Here is a 19653-nt window from a genome sequence, read left to right as displayed (position 1 = left end):
ACGATGATCAAAAACAGAAAAAATGTGGTTAAACAGATATTGAAGTCATATTTTTAGCCTTAATGAATGCGACTGAGGTTATAATTGTATTAGTTTATTCTATTAGTTCAGTAATACTAATATGGTTTTACCTCTATTACTTTGAGGCTGTGAGGGAAGGGAAACCAAAAATATCTAACGAAGGCCTTCCTCCACTTTCTGTCATAGTTGCTGCACACGATGAACAAGAAAATCTTAAAAAATTAATTCCTTCAATCTTAAAGCAAGATTATCCGGAATTTGAACTGATTATTGTTAATGACAGATCAAAGGATCAAACCAAATCGATTCTTGAAAATTATAGAAATGACACAAGAATTAGCTTCATAAATATAGACACTCCTTTTCCTGATAGAGATCCTAAAAAAAATGCTCTCTTACAAGGAATAGAAAATGCAAAATACGAACATTTGATATTCACAGATGCAGATTGCAGGCCTGTATCTGATAATTGGCTTAGTAGTTATGGCCAAATATACTCAGGATCACCGAATACAGAAGTAATCATTGGTTATTCGCCACATTTCCCTACCCCTGGCATCCTTGGTAAGTTCATTGAATTTGAAACTACAACCACTCTTTTAGTATACATGGGTAAGGCTATAAAAGGAAAACCTTATATGGCTGTTGGCAGAAATATGTCATATACTAAAAGTTTTTTTAAACAATCGGGTGGGTTTTCATCGTTTATTAATGTGACGGGAGGTGATGATGATATAATTATCAATCGCTACGCAAAAAGAAACCACACGAAAGTTAATACTTCACCGGAATCAGCAGTATTTACCTTTGCAAAGAAAGATCTGAAAGCATATATAAGGCAGAAAAAAAGGCACCTTTCCGTTGGAAAAAGATACAATTTGGCAGACAAACTGTTTTCGGCATCATATTGGATGTCTTTAATTGTCCAGTATGGAAGCTTAATTAGTTTAATTTGGTTTCCGAAACTGATCATACCGCTTTTAAGCTTATTACTTATAAGGCTATTTACTGGTATGATAGTATACAAAAGGGCAAAAAAAAGGTTAAATTTACCATTAACCACTGTCATGTTGTCAGTACTGGAAATTTTGTATATATTCTATGTAGTTTCCCTTGGAACTGCATCATTATACTCGAAAACTACTAAATGGAATTAAAAAGACAATTTTCAAAAAAGGCACTTGAAGACTTCCGGTTGATTGATGAAGCAGTCGACAAAGGAAATCAACAGGCTTATGCTGATTTGATGAAAAGGTATAAAAATCCCGTCTATCACATGATCCTGAAAATGGTGCGAAATGTCGATGATGCAGAAGATTTAACAATTGAAGCATTTGCTAAAGCATTTAAAAACCTACACAGATTTAAAAAAGACTATACTTTTAGTACCTGGTTATTCAGGATTGCTACAAATAATGCTATTGATTTTATCCGTAAAAAGAAACTGGAAACCTACAGTCTTCAGACCGGATATACAGATGATGATGGTGAAGCAGTTCAGATTGATGTCAAGGACAAAAACCTTGACCCGATGGAAGAGGCTATAAAAAGTCAAAAAATTGAATTGGTCAGATTATTTGTAGATAAACTACCTACTAAATACAAGCGCCTTGTAAAACTTAGATATTTCAAAGAGTATTCTTATGAAGAAATAGCTAAGGAACTTGATGCTCCCCTTGGTACAGTGAAAGCACAGCTTCACAGAGCCAGAGAATTAATGTATGACCTGGTAAAAAACAAAAAAGAACACATTTAATTCCCATGCCGGATCTTTCTTTAATAAAAAAATACTTTCCCGATATCACGGAAAAGCAGGAAAATCAATTTTTAAAAGCATTAGAAACTTATCGGGAATGGAACGAAAAGATTAATGTTGTATCCAGAAAAGATATAGAAAATCTTGAGGAAAAGCATTTTCTCCATTCATTGGCTATAGCAAAAATTATAAGTTTTAATGATGGATCCAAGGTGATGGATGTAGGAACAGGTGGTGGCTTTCCGGGAATCCCGTTAGCAATTTTATTTCCAAATGTTCAATTCCACCTGGTTGATAGCATCGCCAAGAAAATCAGAGTCGTAGAAGAAGTTTCTAAAGCATGCGGACTTAAAAATGTGACTTATCAGCAAGCCAGGGCTGAAAAAGTAAAAGGGAAATATGATTATGTTATCAGCCGTGCTGTAACACGAATGAAACCATTCTATTCCTGGGTAAAAAATAAAATAGAACCAGGTCCACATAGAGATGTAGACCATGGTATCATATATCTTAAAGGTGGTGATATTTCTGAAGAAATGGATGAACTGAACCGCTCATACCAGATTTTTGATATCAATAAATGGTATAAAGAAGATTTTTTTGAAACCAAAAAAATCGTTCACGTTCCATTTTGATCATTGCTCAATCAACCACGCTTTTCCTTCCTCAATTGTATCAAAGAGTTTCATTTTCCTTCCTGTAAAAGTAATTATGCTGTTTACCATTAACGAGGTAAGTGAACTTAACCCACAAACAGCGGTAGCTTTAACATAGGGATTGTTCTTTTTACTACCTCTTTGATTTTGCTGATAAGGTCTTTATTAAATCTTGCATCCTTAGCGTCTACCAGTGACAATGCACCTTTTTCACCAAGAGTCGGCACTAAAACTGTCGTTCTTTCAAAAGCAGGTATTGCATCTTCTGGTCGCGCACCGGCAATATCCGTAAAAACTATTTTTCTCCCCTGGTAGTCGATTATCTCACACGTTGGCCTTGTTCCTACTGTCATTGTACTTGTTTCCATTGGTTGTGTTGTGTTAATAAATATCCCCAAAACCCCTAATAAAATAATTAGTTCAATTAAAGTCAAAAGTAAACTTCAATATTTTATATTAAAATTCACATTTTACTTACAGCAAGCTCTAATTAATTGATTATTTGAAAGTTACCGTGATCCTATTTCTCTACTTAAAATTCGATTAAAACTCACAAAAATTTCATTTCCTTCAATGCTAAAAAAGTTTATCTTTGAAGTTAAATCTTTACCCTGACTAACCCGAATATGTATTTAATATTTGATACAGAGACTACTGGTTTACCAAAGAACTGGAATGCCCCGATTACAGACCTGGAAAATTGGCCCAGGCTGGTTCAGTTGGCCTGGCAACTTCATGATGCCAGTGGAAAATTAATCAACAGTGGTAATTTCATTGTCAAACCGGAAGGGTTTACCATCCCGTTCAACTCTACTAAAGTACACGGAATTACAACCGAGCGAGCGATAGAGGAAGGTAGTGATCTTGAAGAAGTACTAAATATTTTCGGGGAAGACATTAAGAGAGCTACCCATGTGGTAGGACATAATATTGGATTCGATATCAATATTATGGGAGCTGAATACCTTCGGAAAGAAGTTGAAACAACACTTCTCGAATTACAACCTATCGATACGAAAGACGAAGGAACTGATTTTTGTGCCATTCCCGGGGGCAAAGGAGGAAAATATAAATGGCCTACACTTACAGAATTACATCAAAAGCTCTTTGGTGTTGCATTTGACGATGCTCATGATGCAGCATATGATGTAGATGCAACCGCTAAATGTTTTTTCGGACTTATAAAAGAAAATGTTGTTGACACGCTGGAGGGCCTCGACCCTGACCAGGTAAATTACGAGCCTCCTGAACTGGAAGCAGCCAATTTTGAACATCTAAAGAAAGAAACAGGTGGTGCCGAAACACCTGAAATTTCTAAAGAGGAAAAAGAAGAAGCTCTTGAGCAACTTGAGGATGTTCCTTTTGTACATCTTCATTGTCATTCACAATATTCTATTCTCCAGGCGACTTCTGAAATTGGAGAAATGGTTTCCATTGCCAAAGAAAATGGGATGCCGGGTATAGCACTGACTGATCATGGTAATATGATGGCTGCATTCCATTTCGTTCGTGCAGCCATTAAAGCAGAGATAAAGCCGATTGTTGGTTGTGAATTTTATGTCTGTACTGATCGTATGGACAAGTCCAGGATGGATAATGGCTACCAAACTGTACTGATAGCAAAAAACAAGGATGGTTATCATAACCTAGCAAAGCTTGCTTCGGCTGCCTATATGGATGGATTTTATTATGTACCCAGAATTGACAAAGAAATCCTTAAAGAGCATAAAGACCAGGTAATTGCCACTACAGGAGGTCTATGGGGTGAAATTCCTTTTAAAATACTTAATGAGGGTGAAGAGGCTGCAGAAGAAGCTTTTAAATGGTGGCACGATCTCTTTGGAGAGGACTTTTATGTCGAATTGAACCGCCATGGACTTGAAGAAGAAAATGTTGTAAATGAGGTATTAATACGATTTGCCAATAAATATGGCGTAAAATATTTTGCAGCAAATAACTCCTATTATTCCAAAAAAGCAGACGCCAAAGCTCACGATATTTTACTTTGTGTAAAAGACGGCGAAACACAAAGCAAACCAAAAAAATATATAGGAAAAAGAGGTAGAGAATTTAGATTTGGCTTCCCTAATGATGAGTTTTACATTAAGACTCCGGACGAAATCAAGGCCTTATTTGCTGATATTCCTGAGGCAGTAAGTAATACTTATGAGATCTATCAAAAGATCGAGCAGTTTGAACTTGCCCGTGATGTACTTCTTCCTGCCTTTGAAATTCCGGATGAATTTAAAGATCCAGCAGACAACGAAGATCCTACATTAAAAAATGGCGAGAACAACTTCCTGAGACATCTTACCTATGAAGGTGCCAAGAAAAGATATGGGGTGATAACCGAAGAAATCCAGGAAAGACTGGATTTTGAACTTGAAGTAATCAGGAACACAGGTTATCCGGGCTACTTCCTGATCGTACAGGATTTCACTACAGCAGCACGGGAAATGGGCGTATCAGTTGGTCCCGGAAGGGGTTCAGCTGCAGGTTCGGCAGTGGCCTATTGTATAGGAATTACAAATGTCGATCCGATTGAATACGATCTTCTATTTGAGCGTTTCCTGAATCCTGATCGGGTATCAATGCCCGATATTGATATTGACTTTGATGATGAAGGACGTGGCCGGGTTATTGACTATGTAATTGAAAAATATGGTAAAAACCAGGTTGCCCAGATTATCACCTATGGTACTATGGCAGCCAAATCTTCAATCAGGGATACTTCACGGGTATTAGAACTTCCCTTATCAGAAGCTGACAGAATAGCCAAGCTTGTACCGGATATCAAACTCGGGAAGCTTTTCGGTCTGGATGATAAAGCTTTAAAAGAAAAGCTTAAGAATGCTGAAAATATGGATAAAGCTAATGAGCTGAAATCCATAGCAGAAGGTAGCGACCTTCCGGCACAGATCGTAAAACAGGCAACAGTACTTGAAGGATCAGTTAGAAACACAGGTATTCATGCCTGTGGGGTCATCATTACTCCGGATGACATTACCAAATTTGTCCCGGTGGCAGTGGCGAAGGATTCTGATATGGTTTGTACGCAGTTTGACAACTCCGTGGTTGAGGATGCCGGACTGTTAAAAATGGACTTCCTGGGATTAAAAACACTAACCTTAATTAAGGATACTGTAAAAATCGTTAAGGAACGCCATGGTATTGAGATTGATCCGGATTCAATTTCTTTAGAGGATGAAGAAACCTATGCTCTTTTCCAAAGAGGAGAAACTGTCGGTATATTCCAGTATGAATCTCCTGGAATGCAGAAGCACCTTCGTGATCTTAAGCCAACTGCCTTTGCCGACCTTATCGCTATGAACGCTCTTTACAGGCCGGGTCCTCTTGAATATATTCCAAGCTTCATTAAGCGTAAGCACGGACATGAAGAGATCGTCTATGACCTGGACGATATGAAGGAATACCTTGAGGAAACTTATGGTATTACGGTCTACCAGGAGCAGGTAATGCTTTTATCACAGAAGCTGGCAGGATTCTCCAAGGGTGAAGCGGATATGCTCCGTAAGGCTATGGGTAAAAAGATATTCGCCCTTCTGGAAAAGCTTAAGCCAAAATTTATTGAAGGGGGAGCCGAAAGAGGGCACGATAAAGGTAAACTGGAAAAAATCTGGAAGGACTGGGAAGCATTTGCATCTTATGCATTTAATAAATCTCACTCCACATGTTATGCCTGGGTAGCATACCAGACTGCTTATTTTAAAGCCCACTATCCTGCTGAATACATGGCATCAGTGTTGAGTAACAACATGAATAACATCACTGATGTAACCTTCTTTATGGAGGAATGTAAGCGAATGGGATTACAGGTATTAGGTCCGGATGTAAATGAATCGAAGACTAAATTTACTGTGAACGAAGACGGGCACATACGTTTTGGCCTTGGAGCGATAAAAGGTGCCGGAGAAGCAGCGGTTGAACATATCATCGCTGAGCGTGAGGAGAACGGGAAATTCAAGGATATTTTTGATTTTGCTGAAAGAATAAATCTCAGAACTGTAAATAAGAAAACTTTCGAAAGTCTTGCCATGGCAGGAGGATTCGATTGCTTTGATAATTATCACAGAAGACATTACCTTGAAGCGCCTGATGGAGAGCAGTCTTTAATTGAAAAGACAATTAAATATGCCCAGAAGAGAATCCAGGAAGAAAACTCAAACCAGCATTCACTATTTGGTGGAGACAGTTCTGTAGAAGTACCGCGGCCGAAAGTACCCGATATGGAGCCTTACGGGGAACTCGAGAAATTAAATATCGAAAAAGAAGTCGTAGGACTTTATCTATCTGGTCACCCGTTAGATCAGTTCAAATTTGAACTTGAGCATTTGTGCAACACTTCATTTAATGAACTTACAGATCTGGACAGGCTACAAATGAAAGGTGAGTGCAGATTAGGTGGTATTGTTACTGAATTTGCACATAGAACAACCAAAAACGGCAAACCTTTCGGTACGCTCACTGTCGAAGATTATGGTGGGTCGCATACCTTCTTTTTGTTTGGTGACGATTATCTGAGGTTTAAGGAGTTCTTCATGAATGGATGGTTTTTATATATTGAAGGAAGAGCGCAAGAACAAAAATGGAGGGAAGGAAAAGAATTTAAAGTTAAAAACATAACCCTGTTAAATGATATCAGGGATAAGAAGGCTAAAGAAGTTTTACTGCAGGTTGATCTCAATCAGTTAACTGAAGACCTGATTGACCGTCTTGAAGAATTAGCCACTACCAGAAAAGGATCTTGTGCTTTGAAACTAATGTTGCATTACCAGGATAAAGAACACGGAAAAGTTCAGGTTCCGGTATATTCAAGAAAATATCAGGTCTCACCGGATAACGACCTGATAGAAGAATTAAAAAATCTGGAACAAGTAAGAATGAAAATCGTTACATAAAAAGGTGCCTAAATGACTACAATAATTCGCCAAATTGTCGGTCTTAATACAAAATACTGACATAAAGGCTTGTAAAGTTTTAATTGTAGATTTTTGCACTAATTTTGTGTAAACAAATGTAAGTTGACAAAATATAGAAATACATAAATCAATTATCATGGCAAAAGCAATAGAATTAACTGACGCGAATTTTGAAGAAATCATAAATGGTGATAAACCAGTTTTGGTTGACTTTTGGGCTGAATGGTGCGGACCTTGTAAAATGATCGGACCTGTAGTTGAGGAGTTAGCTGGTGAATATGATGGAAAAGCAGTGATCGGAAAGGTTGATGTTGATTCAAACCCTACCCTATCTGCAAAATATGGCATCAGAAGTATTCCAACCTTATTAGTATTTAAAGGTGGAGAGATCGTTGACAAGCAAATTGGTGCTGTACCAAAAAATGTACTTGCTGATAAATTAGAATCTCAAATGGCATAATTAAGCCATATTTAAAATATAGAAAGCTGTCTCGTAATGAGGCAGCTTTTTTTGTGTCTATACTTTTAAAAGTTTGAATATTAATATCAGGATTATTTATTTGCCCGGCAATAAATATTAACGAAATAAAGAGTATTTCTATTTTTTAAACTGGTATTATTAAATGCTAAAATCTAATTATTTAATCTCTATTATTTTTTTAATCTTTTTTAATATCGGAAATGCTCAAAATGCCGAGAAACCTGAACGAACAAAACTTCAAAAGTTTCTATTCGGATACACACCAGGCGAATATTCCCCAAGTGGAAAAGATTTTCTTGGTTTTGCATTTGTTTTTACTCCGGAGTTCCTTTTATATGCCAATTATGAACATATTTTTGCTGAAAAATATGGAACGAACTTATTCATTTCTCCTGAGGCATTTTCAGTAGGAGGACACTACTACCCTTTTGATTTCAGCCCCGGTAAGTTCAATCTTTATTTAGGCGTGAATACAGGATTTAATTGGGAAGATGATGATCAAAATTCTTTTTTTGTTTACTTACCCATTGGAATTGGGCCTTATTTTAGAAAAAGTAATCTGAGGCTAAAATCTGATCTCGGCCCAGGCTATTCTGCCAAGACTAATTCGTTTCACGCGATGAGTACAATTACTTTTTTATGATAGGATTGTAAATTATTCTAACTTTCATTCAAAGGCCTGGATTATTATAGTATAAACTTTAAGATGTATTATATTACCCATATATATCATAAGTTTAATTCTTAAATCTATCAGTAAACCGGAATGGCTGAAAAATATGAATATGATGCTGTTATAATCGGATCAGGGCCGAATGGATTAAGTGCCGGTATCTACCTGGCTGAAAAAGGACTTAAAGTTCTAATCCTTGAAGCTGCCAGTGAACCTGGAGGGGGTACCAGAACACAGGAATTGACTCTCCCAGGTTTTCATCACGACGTATGTTCAGCTGTTCACCCGATAGGCTATTTATCTCCATATTTCAAAAAGTTAAAACTGGAAGACCATGGATTAGAATGGATTTACCCTGAAGCATCGGTAGCACATCCACTGGATAATGAACCTGCCGTTTTATTAAATAAGTCCATTCAGGAAACAGCTGACAATTTAGGTATAGATGCCAGTCAGTACATTAAGCTTATAGAACCACTGGTAGATAAGGCAGATCAAATTTTTGAGGACAGTTTTCATAAACCGGGAATACCCAGAAATTTGTTTACAATGGTCAAGTTTGGCTCCAAAGCAGTATTCCCAGCAAACACATATGCAAAAAACACATTTAAGGGTGATCGGGCTAAAGCTTTATTTGCAGGATGTGCTGCACACAGCACTCTTCCATTTGATAAATTCTTTACAACAGCCTTAGGTTTAATTTTTTAATCAGTGGCCACAAAGTAAATTGGCCTATTCCTAAGGGAGGTTCTCAATCTATAGCCAAGGCATTATTAAACTATTACAAAGAAAATGGTGGTGAGATTCAATATGAACATAAAGTAGAAAGCCTAAAAAATCTGCCTAAAGCAAAAGCCTATCTTTTTGATACTGACCCAACTCAGCTTTCAAATATTGCCGGTGAGCAACTTCCCGCTTCATACAAAAAGAAGTTGAGTAAATTCAAATACGGACCGGCAGTATTTAAAATAGATTACGCACTTAAGGAATCTATTCCCTGGAAGGATCCAAGGTGTCTTAAAGCTTCCACAGCCCATTTGGGTGGAACTATTGAAGAAATTGCTTTTGCTGAGAAACAAGTCTGGAACGGGAAACATGCTGAAAAGCCATATGTATTGCTAGCTCAGCAAAGTGAATTTGACAATACCAGAACCCCTGAGGGTCAACATACATGCTGGGCATATTGCCATGTCCCATACGGATCAGAAAAAGATATGTCTTCCATCATAGAAAATCAAATTGAACGATTTGCTCCGGGATTTAAAGATGTAATACAGGCAAAAAGCCACTTTTCACCTAAAATGTACCAGGAATATAATCCTAATTACATTGGTGGTGTTATTTCAGGTGGTGCTACCGACGTTACCCAACTTTTCACCAGGCCGGTAGCCAGGTTAAACCCCTACACCACCCCTAACTCAAGCATTTATATTTGCTCCTCATCGACTCCACCCGGAGGTGGAGTACATGGAATGTGTGGCTATAATGCAGCTGAAACTGTTTTTGATAAGCTTTTTAAATAATCAGGTTATCGTTCAACTGTTGGTTCGTGAAATGGAATATCCGGATTTAGCATTTCAGAAATCAGTTTCACCATCTGATCTTCAAAATGATCCATATCCGGTGGAAGAAATGAAAAAACGGACTTTCCTCTCCCCTTCCCCATCTTTATTAACGGATCCTCATTTTTAAACAATTCGTTTACTTTGATAACACCGGCTCTTAACATTTCCTGATCAACGTGATTGGATCTTGAAAATAACCAACCGTAAATTAACACCTGCAATGCGGCTCCAAACTTACCTTCTTTTTCTCTATCAAATAAGGCATCGATAGACTCAAAATCAGGCTGGTCTTTCCCTGTTTTATAATCCAAAATTCTATAAACACCATCTTTTAGATCAATCCGGTCAATATTTCCTTTTATTCGCACATTATAGATTGTCCCTTTCACTTCTACAGGAATTGTAGTCCTGACATTCTCTTCCAGTCCGATAATTTTAAAAGGTGCATATTCCTTATCATTTGATAAAAGTTTACGCAAGTGATCCCTGATAGCATTTCTGAAAATCAGATGTTCTCCTTTGTAATCTTTTAACCCGGTGAATTGTTCTTCAAATGCTTTATCTAAAGTTTCCTCAATGAATCTCTCATTTTTAAGGATATCATCAATTATTTCTACGGTTACTTCATTACCGATAAAATCTTCATAAATAAGTTCAGCTACCCGATGAAATAAAAGCCCGTGGATATTGGGTGCAATATCTTCCTTTTTGAGATTTTCATCCTGAACTTTTAATACATATCGGGTATAAAATAATTCAGGATTAACCAGGTATTCTTTAATTGCTGACGGTGATAAAGCATATTTTTCATCAGACCCGCTTTCTTCAGTAAAACGATATAACATTTCCTGAATCCCTAAGCTTTTATCCAATTCACCTTCCCTCGAAGGATAAACATCAGAAGCAAGGTCAACCTGACGAAAATCGATATTAAGATCAGTTTCAAGATCCATTTGCCGGATAAACCTGCTTATTTCAGCGGGGATACTTCCAATAGTAGATTTATTAGAATATAAATATACCTCCTTTGCCTTTTTAAGCAATCTGTAAAAGTAATATGCATAAATAGCATGAAGATGCTCAAAAGTTGGCATGTTAAAGGCTCTTCTCAAGTTGTATGGAATAAACGAATGAAGATTCGGTGCAGAAGGAAAAATTTCTTCATTCATACTCGGAATAAAAATAGCTTCAAAATCCAGCCCTCTTGTTTCCAGCATACCCATGATCTGAAGTCCCTCTACTGGCTCTCCTTCAAAAGCTGCCTTTTCGCTTTTTACCAGTTTTCTTAATAATCTTGAATAAACAGTAATATTTATAGATTTCAGACTTTTTTCAAATTCCGGCTCCAGTATCGTCAGGGCATTGCGCATTCTAAAAGCCATTTCTTTCTCATGATCTTCAATATCTTTACTTTGTATCCATGCATTAGAAATATCAATAAAAAGATCATTTAAAGCTTTTGGTTCATTTTTTAATTCTAAAACTGATCTTAAATAAGGGATATTTTCAGGAATTTCATTTATCTGAAAATACAATTTCCCCTCGTTTAGTATTTGCTTCGAGAATTCCGTAGCCTCCTCAGAATGTTTCCAAAGCGCATGGCCAACAATTGAAAGAATAGCCCTGTAAAAATATCCTTCACTACCCGGTGAATTCTCCTTGTAAAGAGAAATGACATCTTCAAACAGACCGTAAATATCTGATTGATTTACACCAACTCCCATTGTTACGTTGATCTTGTCTACTGAATCAGGTAGTTGGTAGAGTGCTGGAAATAATAAAGTCTCATCAGGCAAAATAACTGCAGTATTTTCTCTTTGATAGCCACCTTCAAAGAGAGTTCTCCCTATATCTACCGACATCTGGGTAAGCTGAGAATGTGAACCCGGTAATTCGGTAACCACAATCTTCTTTGCAGGATCTAGAATTTCATTTGGTAGTTCTTTTGGGAAATCCTGACCCAAAATCTGGCTATTAAAATATTCTCGATGAAAGCGTCCTCCCTCCTGCTTTTTATCATTTAAAAGAAAAGCGTCAGTATCCCAGAACAACTTGCACTTTTTATTGCTTCGGAACCAGGTAATTAATTTTTCTTCGGCGGCAGTTAAGGCGTTGAAACCAACGAAGTATACATTATCCATTTCTGAAGAGAATTCACCATTAATTACTTTCTCTCCAACTTCTCTTTGGATTAATCCACTTGTGGAAATCTCATTTTCCTGAATTGTATTCTTAAAATCCATGTATACTGATGGGAGCTTTTCCCAAAGCTCCCTGAACTTTTCAAGGTATGCTTCATCTCTACCCTCAAATGATTTCCAGAACTTTCGAAGGATTTTCACCTGTTCTTCATCCAGATAGTTCAGACCAGACTCCACTTCTTTTTGGTATTCTACACTTTTAAATAAATCATCTACAGGAACAAGATATTTATCAATATCCTCAAAGTCTTTTAGCAAAAGTTCACCCCAATAAAAGAAGTCATCGAATGACTCATCACCGATCTTTTTCACCCAGGATTTGTGTAAAAATATCAATGCTTGCAAAGGACTGATCACAGATCTGTTAGTGAATGAATTAAAAAATTCTTCGATACTATATATCTGAGGAGCAATAATCGGCTTATCATTCAGTTTACCTAAAGCACGCTGAAAAAATACCCCTGCTCTTTTTCCGGGAAACACAATAGTAACATCTCGAAAATCGTTACCAGTCAGATCAATTAATTCCCTTGCAGTTGACTCTAAAAATGTAATCATTTCACTTCTTTAATTTTAACGCTATCACCGATGTAGCATATAGCAACTTTGCTGACATTATAACCAGCCTGATTTAAGAAACGGGCATATTCTTTCACCTGGTTCTCATCTTTCTTCTTCTCTTCACCAGTCTTAAAATCAACGATTTCAACTTCATTTCTCTCATCATCAAAAAGTAATTTATCTGGTCTTACCTGAGTACCATCAGGTAATAACAGAGCCCTCTCTGAAATCACTCTTCTACCTGATTCAAACCAGGATCTAACCTGGATGTCAGAAAGTGCATTTTCCACCATTTCTTTTACCCTCTGCTTCTGATCATCGTTTACTCCAGTTTCCCTGCTAAATTCAAGTAATTGCTTATCCAAATCATCTAAATCCTGAAGTCTGGCTAAAAAATTATGGGCGGTTATTCCAAGATTAATCTTTTCCAGTTTCTCTTCATTCTTTTCAAATATCAAGTCCCTGCTTTGTCTGATATTCAGTTTGTTATTCCATTCAGAAACAGGTAAAGGTTTGAGTGTAGTGGATTTACTTTTTCTAAATTCAGTTTTTACTTCCGGCCATTTGCCTTGCTCATAAATCATAAGATCAGAATCGTATTTCCCAGGCAGGCCATCGGATTTACCTTCAAAAAACGCAGTGAAGAGCTCCTCAATTCTTTTAATGGGCCCATTTTTTGGATCTGAATACTCGCTGAATATTATCATGGCATCTTCAGCTCTTGTCATCGCAACATAAATCATATTATAAGTATCTATGAAAGACAAAGTATCTTCAAGAGCATAATTATCTGCATATAGAGACTCTTTCATCCGGGAGGATATCTCTAAAGGGTAATATGGCAGTTCTTCAGGCATTTCCGGTTTTCCTTCCAGCCATAGATAATTCTTAATAAAACCTGAGCTGGTATGAAAGTCTCCTTTCATGAATGGCATTATCACGACTTTAAATTCCAGTCCTTTTGATTTATGCACCGTTAGTATATTTGCAGCTCCTGTTGATCCGGAACTATCAATTTTCACCTCACTACCTTTATCATCCCACCATTCACAAATAGCTTGCAGTGCGCCAAGACCTGAAAGGCTATATCTTCTTTGAATAAAATTTAATAATTCATCTTCAAAGGCTGACAGATAAGCAAATTCACCAGGATAATTTTCGATATTAAAGATCTTTTTAAAGTTCTGATAAACAGAATAAAGGTCTTTATGGTACCAGGATCCGTAACCATCAATAAACTCATCCGGGAGTTTCCCGATTAGATCCTTTGTCAGGTTTTCCCTGGTTACTTTATCATAAATAAGTCCGGTATCCTCTTTATTTAATCTTTCCTTCCAATTATAAACAGCCTTGTAAAGAGAAAAGGTATCTTTCTCATAAAGAAGCCATTTCATCAGATAAAAGAATAGATTTAGTGAAGCACTCTCTGATAACTTAAAAGCTTCTGAGGAAGCAGCTCTGTAAGAATATCCGGGTTTGGCCTTTTCGGAATTGGCAAAACTTCTCAGGTAATCAGCTATTTTTGTTCCTTCAGATTTACGTCTAACCAGGAACGCCATTTCTGATAGATCATAACCCCGATCCTGAACTTTTTCAAGTAGAGAAGGAAGGTTTTCAAAGACCTTTTCTTCGAAATTTAAATCATCATCATCTGATTTTTTGTTTCCATATTTATCTCTATTTCCTTCAAAAAACCTAAATTGAACGTATCCACCTTCCTTTTCAGGCTTATCCGACCATTTCTGAGTAACGTCCTGGTAAATGCTACTTATTGACTTTACTTCATTTAGTATCTCTTCAGAAGATGTATATTCACTCACCTGGTCATTTAGATTGGTGGCTAAGAGGTTACTTAATTCAGGAAACAGTGCATTATTATAATCGATTATCTCTTTTTTACTTCTGAAATTATTCCCCAGAGTAACTGTCTCTGCCATATCTCCAAATACCCGGTAAAGATGTGAATGCATGAGTTTCCAGTTACCTCCCCTAAAGCGATAAATGGATTGCTTAACATCACCAACGAGTAAATTTTCTCTGCCTGAGGCAATACTATCAGAAATTAGCGGTTCCAGGTTTTGCCATTGCAAAGTGGAAGTATCCTGAAACTCATCGATCAGAAAGTGATCGTATTGAGTACCTATTTTTTCATAAATAAATGGAGCATGAGTTTTGGTAACTATCTCATTAAGTAGTTGTGAGGCATCTGAGATCATCATCACCTCCTCCTCATCACGATAATCGGATAGAGCTTCTTCCAGACGGTTAATCAAACCAAAAGCATGAAGAGATTTAAGGATAAGTTTAGCCGTTACGTAAACCGGATAATTATTTTGGATATGACTTATGGCCTTATTTAAGGCCGGAGAAATTATATCTCTGGCAACAGAAACCTTGACATCATTTTTCAGTTCAGTTTTCTTAAGTAGAATTTCATGATTTTCAATTGCTTCCAGTGGTCTTTTTTTTATTTCATAATCGTCCGGAAAATTAACAGGCAATTGAATTTTCTTTAAAAAATAAGCTCCTCCTCCTTTTCCATAACTAAAGTCTGCAAGTTCAAACCCATTATTGATGCATGCTTCTTCAGCTGATTCACCAATTTTATGCATTGTATTTTCAAATAAGCCTATAATTCCTAATAGCTTATCCTTTACTTTCGAAAATGTATCCTCATTAATTTTTTCAGGAATGTCCTGGGTAAGCAGAACATATTGTTCTGAAAATAATTCCTGTCCTAATTCCCTGAGCATGCTGGTAATTCGAATACTCTTAGAGTCTGCTATTCTATCTTTAATCAGGTCATTGATCCATGAGGTCAGGAATTTATCTTTACCGGTTTTGCTGATCTGCCTTCTAACCAGCGTTTCCATAACACGGTTAACATCCAGTTCGATACCATAATTACCCTTATGGCCCAACTCTCTGCTAAAACTTCTGATCACTCTTTGTACAAACGCATCGATCGTTGAAACAGAAAAGTGACTGTAATCATGTAGAATATTTGAAAGTGATATTTTGGATCTTTTGGTGATTTCTTCATGATCAAGACCTAATTGATCTGCCAGCATAGACCTGAAAACGGTATCTTTTCCGGTAGCTAGTTCATGCAAGGATTTAACAATCCTGGTTTTCATTTCCTGGGTAGCCTTATTTGTAAAGGTAATAGCCAGAATTCTGCGATACTGGTAAGGATCCGGGCTTCTTAAAAGTAACTTGAGGTAATTAAAAGTTAATGTAAAAGTCTTTCCTGACCCGGCCGATGCTTTATAAATAGTTAAAAATTCATCCATATTATGACATACTAATTCTCAAAAATAGGGCATTTAATTGACAGATATTGTCACACACTTCTGATTAGCTTATTTCAATCAAAAAATAACACTTATTTCATTACATTATAAATCAGTGTAAAATCGTCAATATTATTTACAAACATCACGTGGGATCCAAATTTCCTTTGTTCTTGGATAACTTTGCCCGACTGTTAAGATCAAAATCTAATATAAAATATGAATCCATTTCTTTTCGGAACAAGCGAAAAGTTTTCCTTTGAAGATAACCGGAGAATTTATTTAAACAACTTTATGAATCTGATAAATATCATTATTGTCGGATCCATAAATCTCTTTCTGGCTATAAAACATGAATCAATAATAATCTACCCCAGTGCATTAATATTAGTTTCGGCAGCCAGTTTGTTTATAGCCAGCCAATATCAACATCGAACAGCTAAATTGTTTACTATTTTTGGTTCGTTTTTTCTTTATTATCTATGGAATCTTAATATTAATGCCGGTAGTGAAGAAGTTAATTATGGACAATTGCTCATCTTAGTCGGCTATGCAGTTATTCCTTTCGGTTTATATTCATTTAAAAACAAACTGACATTATTAGTATCTCTAATATTATTGGTATTCACCTTTACTATCCCTTTCACAACCGACCTTGTTCAGGTTTCTGATGATGTTGTGGCCCTTAGTAAAGATCCTTTTTTAACTTACAGCGGTTATTTCATTGGTACTATACTTTTATTTCTAATTTTATTTGCTGTGAGCCGCAGTCAATCGCTAACTGAATCTAACAACGCAACTTTAAGATTCGAGATTGAACAGCATAATAAAGAACTTGAAAATTCTCAATTTGAATTAAAAAAACAATTAGAGGATGCAAAAACAGTTCAGCAAAAAGAAAAAAACCGTGCATGGGTTGTTGAAGGATTAGGTAGAATAAATAACCTTATCAGAAAGCACGATGATCCAAAGAAACTTGCTGAATCGGTAATTAGTGAGATCGTAACTTATTTAGGAGCTAATCAAGGATCAATCTTTTTGCTGGAAGAAGACGATGAAACATCCGAAAAATATCTTGAATTACAAGGAGCCTATGCTTTTGACAGAAAAAAATTTATTGACAAAAAGATATCTATAGGTGAAGGACTTGTCGGTCAGGCTTTTCTCGAGGCCGAACCAATTATATTAAAAGATATACCACAAAATTATATTAATATAACCAGTGGATTAGGTGATTCAACACCGGGTTTTCTAGTTATATACCCATTGATAAATAATGAAAAGGTTGAGGCTATTATAGAGGTAGCCTCGTTCCAGGAGCTGGAAGATTACAAGATGGATTATCTCGCTGACCTTGGAGAGAGTCTTGCTTCTTCTTTTAGTCTTAGTAAAATCAACTTCCAGACTAAATATCTGCTGGAGTTATCTAAGCAACAGGAAGAGGAAATGCGCAGCCAGGCTGAGGAACTTCAACAAAACATGGAAGAGCTTCAGGCTACACAGGAAGAAATGGCCAGAAAAGCCAGGGAAGTTGAAGATCAGAACGATCAGCTACGTCTACAGGAAGAAGCTATGCGGCAAAACATGGAAGAGCTTCAAACAACACAGGAAGAAATGGACCGAAAGGCTGTAGAGATTGAAGAGCAAAATAACAAGCTAAAGGAACAAGAAGAGATTATGCAGCAGCACCTCGAAGAACTCGAGGCTCAGAAAGAAGAAATGGAGCTTTACATGAAAAAAACTGAAGAGCTAAAACAAGATCTTCAGATAAGACAAAATGTGCTTGATGTATCCACCATTCTTTCTGAATCAGATCCATTTGGCACAATAACTTATGCCAATGATAAGTTAGTCCAGGTTAGTAAATACAGCAGGGAAGAATTGATTGGTAGCCCACATAATATTTTCAGACATCCGGATATGCCTTCCAAAGTATTCAAAAAATTATGGGATACGATTCAAAAAGGTGATACATTCAGAGGTATAATTAAAAACAGAGCAAAAGATGGATCAGTTTATTGGGTTGATGCTATTATTTCTCCTGAATTAAATAATGAAGGAAAACCTGTGAAATATATCGGCGCGAGATACGTAATTGAAGATCACGAATATGCTGAACTTGCATTTGAAAGACAAATGAAAAATTTTAATTAATAGAAAATACTTAATAGATTACCAGGCGGGCATTTAGTCCGCTTTTTTTATTTTTAAGAAATCAAATAAATTAAATTGACATGTATTGTCAATAATAGAAATCATCTTTAAGATAAATAATTTGATTGAGATGAAGATACTTCATACAGGAGACTGGCATCTGGGGAAAAAACTACATGAAACTGAATTTGAAGAAGATCATAAGCTGTTTTTTGAAGAGCTTTTTAACATAATTGTAAACAATTCAATAGATGTTCTTGTGGTATCAGGTGATATATTTGATTTCAGTAACCCTCCACGCAGTGCAGAAAAACTATATTATAGCTTTTTATTAAAATTAAAAGACACTTGCTGCAAAAACATAATAATAACTGCAGGCAATCATGATGGTATTCAATCTTTAGAAGCCCCTAAAGAAATACTAAAACTTCTGAATGTAGATATAATTGGTACTCTGACAGACTCTTACAATGATCAGGTGATTGAAATCAATGATAATAAGGGAAATCTTAAATTTATTGTTGCAGCAGTGCCTTTCTTAAGAGATAAAGACCTTCTAAAGGTAAATGAAGGAAGAACGTATCATGACAGAACTGAAGAAGTAAGACAAGGCATTATCAATCATTATTCAGAGCTGGCAGAACAAATAACTCATAAGTATGGAAAGGATGTCCCGATACTTGCAACAGGTCATTTATTTGTTGCCGGGGTTGAAGAAAAATCTGATGCTGTGAGAGATATTCAGGTTGGAAATCTGGCTGGGATTAAGTCTTCTTCATTTCCTGAGCGATTTGGATATATAGCTCTTGGTCACATTCATCGTCAGCAAAAACTACAAGGGCATTCGAATATGTGGTATTGCGGATCACCATTGCCATTGAGTTTTACTGAAAAAAATTATGAGCACAGTGTATTGGTAACTACTCTAAATAGTGAAGGCGTTTTTGAACAACCAAAAAAAATCACAATACCAACCTATCGAAAATTAATCACGATAAACGATTCTTTACAAAATGTACTCTCCGAATTAAGATCTCTGGATAATGAGAAACATAATAACTATCTCATTGAAGCAATAATTACTCAGGAAAATTCAGATCTCGACATCCCATATCAGATGAGCAAAATTTCCGAAGAGCTCAAGTACATTAAACTTGTTAAATACAGGACTAACATAACTGGTAAAAAGGAATTAAGAAAGGAGGATGTACCTGATCTTGATGAGTTCACACCAGATATAATTTTTAATTCATTGATCAGAAGTGAAAATATAGAAGAAGAACAAATCGAAATAATCAAGGACCTTTTTAAAAAAGCCGAGGAATTATCAAACCAGGAAAGTGCTGAATAAA

13 protein-coding genes are annotated in these 19653 nt (G+C 36.3%); 10 read left to right on the top strand and 3 right to left on the bottom strand.

The features are described 5' to 3' along the window. The first annotated feature begins 62 nt into the window (after positions 1–62). The 3 genes from DCC35_RS08385 to rsmG are packed head-to-tail and all read left to right on the top strand — an operon-like array spanning position 63 to position 2412. Positions 63–1178: a glycosyltransferase gene (locus DCC35_RS08385; protein WP_137090357.1), complete on the top strand. Its 1116-nt coding sequence runs from the start codon at positions 63–65 to the stop codon at positions 1176–1178. Then, positions 1169–1777, top strand: a complete 609-nt coding sequence (locus DCC35_RS08380) for an RNA polymerase sigma factor (protein ID WP_137090356.1) — start codon at positions 1169–1171, stop codon at positions 1775–1777. The genes DCC35_RS08385 and DCC35_RS08380 overlap by 10 nt, the downstream gene beginning before the upstream one ends. 5 nt (positions 1778–1782) lie before the next feature. After that, positions 1783–2412 (top strand): 16S rRNA (guanine(527)-N(7))-methyltransferase RsmG, encoded by a 630-nt coding sequence (gene rsmG / locus DCC35_RS08375; protein WP_137090355.1) that lies wholly within the window; start codon positions 1783–1785, stop codon positions 2410–2412. A 107-nt stretch (positions 2413–2519) separates the two neighbouring features. Here rsmG and DCC35_RS08370 read toward each other — a convergent pair whose 3' ends face one another. Beyond that, on the bottom strand, positions 2520–2801 hold the full coding sequence (locus DCC35_RS08370; protein WP_246070192.1) for a hypothetical protein: 282 nt from the start codon (positions 2799–2801) through the stop codon (positions 2520–2522). 258 nt (positions 2802–3059) lie between these two features. On the opposite strand from DCC35_RS08370, the gene dnaE reads away from it, so the two are divergent. The 5 genes from dnaE to DCC35_RS21805 all read left to right on the top strand — a co-directional run bounded on the left by dnaE (position 3060) and on the right by DCC35_RS21805 (position 10050). Next, positions 3060–7352, top strand: a complete 4293-nt coding sequence (dnaE, locus tag DCC35_RS08365; RefSeq protein WP_137090354.1) for a DNA polymerase III subunit alpha — start codon at positions 3060–3062, stop codon at positions 7350–7352. A gap of 157 nt (positions 7353–7509) precedes the next feature. Further along, a complete protein-coding gene (gene trxA, locus DCC35_RS08360) occupies positions 7510–7833 on the top strand; it encodes a thioredoxin (protein ID WP_137090353.1) in 324 nt (107 codons plus the stop codon). 163 nt (positions 7834–7996) lie between these two features. Beyond that, the gene (locus tag DCC35_RS08355) at positions 7997–8497 is read left to right on the top strand and encodes a hypothetical protein (RefSeq protein ID WP_137090352.1); all 501 of its coding nucleotides are present in this window, start codon (positions 7997–7999) and stop codon (positions 8495–8497) included. A gap of 123 nt (positions 8498–8620) precedes the next feature. After that, positions 8621–9235 (top strand): phytoene desaturase family protein, encoded by a 615-nt coding sequence (locus DCC35_RS21810; protein ID WP_317129002.1) that lies wholly within the window; start codon positions 8621–8623, stop codon positions 9233–9235. 224 nt (positions 9236–9459) lie between these two features. Beyond that, positions 9460–10050 carry a phytoene desaturase family protein gene (locus DCC35_RS21805; protein ID WP_317129001.1) on the top strand — a complete coding sequence of 197 codons (591 nt, stop codon included), beginning with the start codon at positions 9460–9462 and terminating at the stop codon, positions 10048–10050. A gap of 5 nt (positions 10051–10055) precedes the next feature. Here DCC35_RS21805 and DCC35_RS08345 read toward each other — a convergent pair whose 3' ends face one another. Beyond that, positions 10056–12851: a PD-(D/E)XK nuclease family protein gene (locus tag DCC35_RS08345; RefSeq protein ID WP_137090351.1), complete on the bottom strand. Its 2796-nt coding sequence runs from the start codon at positions 12849–12851 to the stop codon at positions 10056–10058. Then, entirely contained in the window at positions 12848–16147 is a 3300-nt protein-coding gene (locus DCC35_RS08340; protein ID WP_137090350.1) for a UvrD-helicase domain-containing protein, read from the bottom strand. Before DCC35_RS08340 ends, DCC35_RS08345 begins: the two co-directional genes overlap by 4 nt. A 219-nt stretch (positions 16148–16366) precedes the next feature. Between DCC35_RS08340 and DCC35_RS08335 the strand changes: the two genes are divergently transcribed. Continuing rightward, entirely contained in the window at positions 16367–18301 is a 1935-nt protein-coding gene (locus DCC35_RS08335; protein WP_137090349.1) for a PAS domain-containing protein, read from the top strand. 130 nt (positions 18302–18431) lie between these two features. Further along, the gene (locus tag DCC35_RS08330; RefSeq protein ID WP_137090348.1) at positions 18432–19652 is read left to right on the top strand and encodes an exonuclease SbcCD subunit D C-terminal domain-containing protein; all 1221 of its coding nucleotides are present in this window, start codon (positions 18432–18434) and stop codon (positions 19650–19652) included. The last annotated feature ends 1 nt before the right edge of the window (position 19653 follow it).

It is taken from the genome of Mangrovivirga cuniculi, assembly GCF_005166025.1.
GTDB lineage: Bacteria > Bacteroidota > Bacteroidia > Cytophagales > Cyclobacteriaceae > Mangrovivirga > Mangrovivirga cuniculi.
The sequence above is the reverse complement of the archived record's forward strand: the minus strand, read 5'-3'. Positions and strand labels throughout refer to the sequence as shown.

Bases quoted from the DNA above. Each gene is read 5' to 3' on its own strand.
- DCC35_RS08385 (WP_137090357.1), top strand. From the start codon at position 63: ATGAATGCGACTGAGGTTATAATTGTATTAGTTTATTCTATTAGTTCA.
- DCC35_RS08380 (WP_137090356.1), top strand. From the start codon at position 1,169: ATGGAATTAAAAAGACAATTTTCAAAAAAGGCACTTGAAGACTTCCGG.
- rsmG (WP_137090355.1), top strand. From the start codon at position 1,783: ATGCCGGATCTTTCTTTAATAAAAAAATACTTTCCCGATATCACGGAA.
- DCC35_RS08370 (WP_246070192.1), bottom strand. From the start codon at position 2,801: ATGGAAACAAGTACAATGACAGTAGGAACAAGGCCAACGTGTGAGATA.
- dnaE (WP_137090354.1), top strand. From the start codon at position 3,060: ATGTATTTAATATTTGATACAGAGACTACTGGTTTACCAAAGAACTGG.
- trxA (WP_137090353.1), top strand. From the start codon at position 7,510: ATGGCAAAAGCAATAGAATTAACTGACGCGAATTTTGAAGAAATCATA.
- DCC35_RS08355 (WP_137090352.1), top strand. From the start codon at position 7,997: ATGCTAAAATCTAATTATTTAATCTCTATTATTTTTTTAATCTTTTTT.
- DCC35_RS21810 (WP_317129002.1), top strand. From the start codon at position 8,621: ATGGCTGAAAAATATGAATATGATGCTGTTATAATCGGATCAGGGCCG.
- DCC35_RS08345 (WP_137090351.1), bottom strand. From the start codon at position 12,851: ATGATTACATTTTTAGAGTCAACTGCAAGGGAATTAATTGATCTGACT.
- DCC35_RS08340 (WP_137090350.1), bottom strand. From the start codon at position 16,147: ATGGATGAATTTTTAACTATTTATAAAGCATCGGCCGGGTCAGGAAAG.
- DCC35_RS08335 (WP_137090349.1), top strand. From the start codon at position 16,367: ATGAATCCATTTCTTTTCGGAACAAGCGAAAAGTTTTCCTTTGAAGAT.
- DCC35_RS08330 (WP_137090348.1), top strand. From the start codon at position 18,432: ATGAAGATACTTCATACAGGAGACTGGCATCTGGGGAAAAAACTACAT.